Genomic DNA, 4,572 nt, shown 5'->3' with positions numbered 1-4,572 from the left:
CCGCCCGGATCATGTGCGCGTTGAAAGCTGGCTGCTCCAACGTCGTTGAGCCAGTCGATGTCGAGCGGATAGTTGGCCGGTGGTGTGCCGATGAGGGCGTATAACTCGACCAGTTGTTGGCCGGCCTGCTGTGGAGAGTCGATCGGTTGGCTGAGCACACGGGCGATCTTCATGCCAAGTCTGACCGAGGCACGGCCGATTTTTGCCGAAGGTGAGGACATGATCGAGGTCAGCGAGCGTGCTCGCCGCGGATGTTCGATGGCCAGCGTTTGAGCGATCATGCCGCCCAGTGAGCCGCCGACGACGTTGCCGGTGTCCCAGCCGAGGTCATCGAGGACCGCAATTGCGTCTGCGGCCATGTCGCTCAACGAATACCGAGCCGATTTGCGCGGGTGCACGATCAGGTCGAACACGCTGGGTGCACCGAGATGGTTCAGGTGGGTGGATAGGCCGACATCGCGATTGTCCATTCGCACGACCTGGAAACCGCGCGCGACGAGCTCGCGGCAGAAGTCGTTGTGCCAAAGCAGCATTTGCATGCCCAGCCCCATGAGCAGCAGCAGCGGCGTGCCGGTGCTGGGGCCAAAGACCTCGTAGGCCAGCGACACATTGCCGTTGTGGGCGCGGCCGGGTGTGGGTTTGTGAAGCACGTGGAGGTATTCCTTTCGGCGCGGCAGTGTGGACGAAGCCTAACCCAGACAGTTCACATGTGAACCGTTGAGACGAGAACTTTTTGAAGGTTTACTGGGGCCATGGCATCGACGGGCAGGCCCTACAGCGAGTTCGGTTACTTCTTGCACCGCGTCGCTGCCCTGCTCGACAAGCGCGGAGACAACATGTTTCGCGAGCAACTGGGGATCAGCCTGCGCCAATTCCTGCTGTTGAGACTGATCGAGATGGATGCACCGACGCCGTCTCAGCAGATGATCGCCGAGCGTCTGGGTATCGCCAAAAGCGCAGTCAGCCGGCACATCGACATCGCCCGCCAAAAGGGATGGATTGACGTTGGGGTGTCTGCACAGTCACGCCGACAACACAGCGTGACCCTCACGAAGGCTGGCCAGGAATTACTTTCCCGAGCGCAAACCCTCCTCGGGCAGGCAGAAAATCGAGGCTTCACCGGGATCTCCGAGGCAGACATCGAGGCCACTATCCGAACGCTGAAAGCGCTGCACCACAAATTCCAGATAGACCGGACAGCACCGAACGCAACCTAGGAGCAGCCGCCCACGGGCCGAGAAGACCCCTTAAGGCTCTCGGGCACAGCGCCGCACAACCAGAACCACGACCGTCAACAACGTGTTGTCCAGCAACAGCTAGGTGTCGTCGGTGCGAGAGCGTCTCTTCTTCATGAGATAAGTCATGTAAGTTTTGACAGCGGGTATCCCCACGTTGGGGTTCACAAGATGGGCCACGATGGCGATGCCGCGACTGACTTTCATCAGTCCTTTGAAGACGAGAAGTTGTCCCTTCCGCGCGACACCGACCTGCTCCCCGTGCTCTTTATAGTGCGTCACCTGGTCACCACTGAAGATGTCGGTCGGGGACGCCGTGTAGTAGAAGAGCGCGATTGATCGCCGCCACTTACCTTCAGCGACGGCAATGGGAAAACCGTGTACCGACTCGTCATCTGTGCGGAATATGAAGGCCCTGCCCCAGGCGGGTACAACCGTTTCGACGGCCCGGCCTTCCGTGTCGTAGAGCGATAGGCAGCCGCCATTCTCGAGCGACCAGTCTTCGCTCAGGTAGACGATGACGTTGATGCGTCGGTAAACCTGCAACGCTTCGTAGTAGTGATAGTCCGTGTGGGGGGCCTGGATGCCGCCCGGGCCACTGAGGTGCAGGCCACCCCCGAACAGGTAGGGATCTGGTATCAGCCGCCTGATGCCGGTAATGCGTTCGAGCATCTTGAGGAACCGCGGCTCATTCAGTTCTCTGATGATGCCTTTGAACGGTTCCGGGATGAGAGTTATGTCGTGACAGAACCGCTTGTGCAGCGTGTAGTTATCGCCTATCTCGTTCCACCAGGGCCATGAGATGTCGGGAAAGTCCCCGACAGCTGATGGAGGCAGGTTGAGGAGACCATCTATCACTAGGTGCGGAAACGGCTTGGCCGCCTTAAATTGTCGCCGTAGATCACGCACGTCGCGCTCAAGATCTTCGACTTTTAGGTATGCATCCGCCACGGTCCGCGCCTCCCCGGGTGCCACAAAATCCGACGGCAAGCAAAAAGTCAGCGGTGGCGATAGTTCCTGAGCAGGCTATCGAGCGGATGCTCAGGTGCCGATTGCTGACTCATAGCCCGCTATTTTATAGCCCCCGGAGATCCCGCGCGGAGCTATTATTGTGATTGCACCGTTTAGACACTGCATCGTAAAGAGCCGGTTGGAAGCCAGTGACGTGCTTCGCTGCCAGTCCCGTTACCGAGTCCACCCGGTTTAAGTCGGGCTGGTTTGAACCGCTCTTACGGCGATGCTGCAGGCCACCGGGGTGTGGATGCGCCTGCAGGCCGCGGGCGTACTCGCCGGCGTGCGCTAACCTAGCGCCGAGTGGCGGTGTCGGCGGTGGGTGTCAGCCTTGAAGTCTTTGATGACCACCCGGGCCTCCAACAGGGTGTTCCAGTGGTTGCGGTCGAGGCATTCCTTCCGTAGCCGGTCGATGTAGCCGTTGTCCCACGGACAACCCGGCGGGATGTACGCCGTCCCCGCCATATTCTCGCTGAACCGTTGTAGCACTTGGGAAACCATCTCAGGCCGTTGTCCAGACGCAGTACCTTCGGCGGCCCCCCTGAATTCGTCGATCCAGCCCCGGGCAGATGCCAGAGGCGGGCCCCCGATGGCAGCTACATCTGCGGAAACGGTGCTTCGGGTACGCCAAAACGGCGGCATGATTATGGCCCAACCTCGTTGTACACCAACCGCTCTCGTCCGCGATGTACTCCGGTAAGCGACGGCGTGCTCCATCACCTGCGGTCCGCGATGGGTTTCTGGCTTGTCGTAATGTCGCCTCACCACGTCGGCCAAGGTCTCTAAGCTGTCTCGATAGATGCCACTCACGCGAAGGCGATGGCGGTGCAAATGGCCGCGACCCACACGATGCCGAGTAGTTGTAGGACGCGGTCTTTCAGAACGATGTCCTCGGGTTCACCGGCCATCCCGCCGTCGACGTCTACGGCATAGCGCAGCATCGCGATCGTGATCGGGATCATAGAGATGGCAAACCACGACCCGGAGTGATGGTCGCGTTCGAAGGCCCACAGCCCGTAGAACACTATGGTGGCGGTGGCTGAAGTGGTCCATACAAATCGGAGGTAGGTGCCGGTGTAGTTTTCCAGGGCTTTTCGGATCTTGGCGCCCGTGCGTTCGGCCACTTGCAGTTCGGCGTAGCGTTTGCCTGCCACGGCGAACAGTGATGCGAATGCCATCACCAGCAGAAACCACTGTGAGAGCGGAATGCCGGTGGCCGCGCCGCCGGCGATGGCGCGGATCAGGAAGCCGGAGGACACCAGGCAAATGTCCAGCACGGCATGGTGTTTGAGGCCGAAGTTGTAGCCGAGCTGGATTGCGAGATAAATCGCAATGACGACCGCGAGTGTTGGCGCGGTCACTAGCGAAATGGCCAGTGAGGCGGCGGCGAGCGCGATCGCCAACGTGTAGGCCAGGGCGGGCGCGACTACTCCAGCGGCGATCGGGCGGAAGCGTTTTGTGGGGTGCTGGCGATCGGCATGCACATCCCGGGCGTCGTTGATCAGGTAAGTCGAGGATGCGGCCAAGCAGAACACCACGAACGCGATAACCACCTTGTAGGTGACGTCGCGGTAGTCGTAGTGAACGCTGCCGCCCAAAGTCGCTAACGGTGCGGCGACCACCAGGACATTTTTAAGCCATTGTCGAGGTCGCAGCGCCTTAATGATGCCAACCGCCAAATTGGCAGGCGGGCCGATCTCCGACGGCGTTTTGCGGTCCATGACCATGGAGTATCGCCGAAACTAGCCACGCCCAACGTGGTGGCACGCGCTCGGCGTCGTGATCTAAAGACCCGAGAGAGGCTGACGTCGTCGGCGGTGTTGCAGAGCTGAAATGAGAACGAGTAGGGCAGGCTCGGGCCCTAACGGCGGCCGACGGTATTCACTCGGTGCTCTGCAGCTACCTGTCACAAACTTCCTTGCTGACAAGTCGACGACCGCGCAGCAATGATTATTGGAGTGCCTGTATTCGGGTGGCCAGGAGTGCTGTCCATTCGGTGAGGTAGCGATCGTCGGCAACGCGTGCGTCGCGTTGGTGGAAAAGGCTGGTGGTAAAGCGGGTCGCGAGGATCCCGTTGACCGCCAGCGCCGCTAGGACGTCGCGGTCGTCTTTGCCCAGCGCGGGCGCCCAGGTGGTGATCCAGTCGGCCAGTTCGGCGTTGAGTCCATCGACGAGGGCGGCGTAAGCGGTGTCGAGGCGGGCTGATTGGCCGGCTGGTGTGCGGGCGGCGATTTGCAGCAGTTGGATTTCCTCGTCGATGACGCTTAGTAGGTAGCGACCCAGCACGGTCAGTTCGGCGTGTAGGTCGCCGAGTCCGGCGAATAGT

Annotated in this window: 5 protein-coding genes and 1 pseudogene; 1 reads left to right on the top strand and 5 read right to left on the bottom strand. The window is 60.5% G+C overall.

Annotated features, from left to right (window positions below):
- Window positions 1-608: alpha/beta fold hydrolase (locus tag A9W96_RS06810; RefSeq protein ID WP_156765139.1), on the bottom strand; the 608-nt coding region annotated here is incomplete at its 3' end.
- Between the two features lie 144 nt (window positions 609-752).
- On the opposite strand from A9W96_RS06810, the gene A9W96_RS06805 reads away from it, so the two are divergent.
- Complete coding sequence (locus A9W96_RS06805; protein WP_067138573.1) at window positions 753-1,217, top strand: MarR family winged helix-turn-helix transcriptional regulator; 465 nt, start codon at window positions 753-755, stop codon at window positions 1,215-1,217.
- 99 nt (window positions 1,218-1,316) lie between these two features.
- On the opposite strand, the gene A9W96_RS06800 is transcribed toward A9W96_RS06805, so the two are convergent.
- The 4 genes and pseudogenes from A9W96_RS06800 to A9W96_RS32060 all read right to left on the bottom strand — a co-directional run.
- Window positions 1,317-2,186: a 2OG-Fe(II) oxygenase gene (locus A9W96_RS06800; RefSeq protein ID WP_156765138.1), complete on the bottom strand. Its 870-nt coding sequence runs from the start codon at window positions 2,184-2,186 to the stop codon at window positions 1,317-1,319.
- A 348-nt stretch (window positions 2,187-2,534) separates the two neighbouring features.
- Window positions 2,535-2,711, bottom strand: a complete 177-nt coding sequence (locus A9W96_RS32065) for an integrase core domain-containing protein (RefSeq protein WP_197499427.1) — start codon at window positions 2,709-2,711, stop codon at window positions 2,535-2,537.
- A gap of 341 nt (window positions 2,712-3,052) precedes the next feature.
- Window positions 3,053-3,967, bottom strand: a complete 915-nt coding sequence (locus A9W96_RS06790; protein WP_067138567.1) for a decaprenyl-phosphate phosphoribosyltransferase — start codon at window positions 3,965-3,967, stop codon at window positions 3,053-3,055.
- A gap of 229 nt (window positions 3,968-4,196) precedes the next feature.
- Window positions 4,197-4,572 (bottom strand): annotated as a pseudogene (locus tag A9W96_RS32060) (TetR/AcrR family transcriptional regulator); the annotation flags it as partial.

The sequence above is a fragment of the Mycobacterium sp. 1245852.3 genome (assembly GCF_001669335.1).
Taxonomy (GTDB): domain Bacteria; phylum Actinomycetota; class Actinomycetes; order Mycobacteriales; family Mycobacteriaceae; genus Mycobacterium; species Mycobacterium europaeum_A.
Note: the sequence above shows the minus strand (reverse complement) of the source record. Positions and strands in the feature narration are given on the sequence as shown.

Bases quoted from the DNA above. Each gene is read 5' to 3' on its own strand.
- A9W96_RS06805 (WP_067138573.1), top strand. From the start codon at position 753: ATGGCATCGACGGGCAGGCCCTACAGCGAGTTCGGTTACTTCTTGCAC.
- A9W96_RS32065 (WP_197499427.1), bottom strand. From the start codon at position 2,711: ATGGCGGGGACGGCGTACATCCCGCCGGGTTGTCCGTGGGACAACGGC.
- A9W96_RS06790 (WP_067138567.1), bottom strand. From the start codon at position 3,967: ATGGACCGCAAAACGCCGTCGGAGATCGGCCCGCCTGCCAATTTGGCG.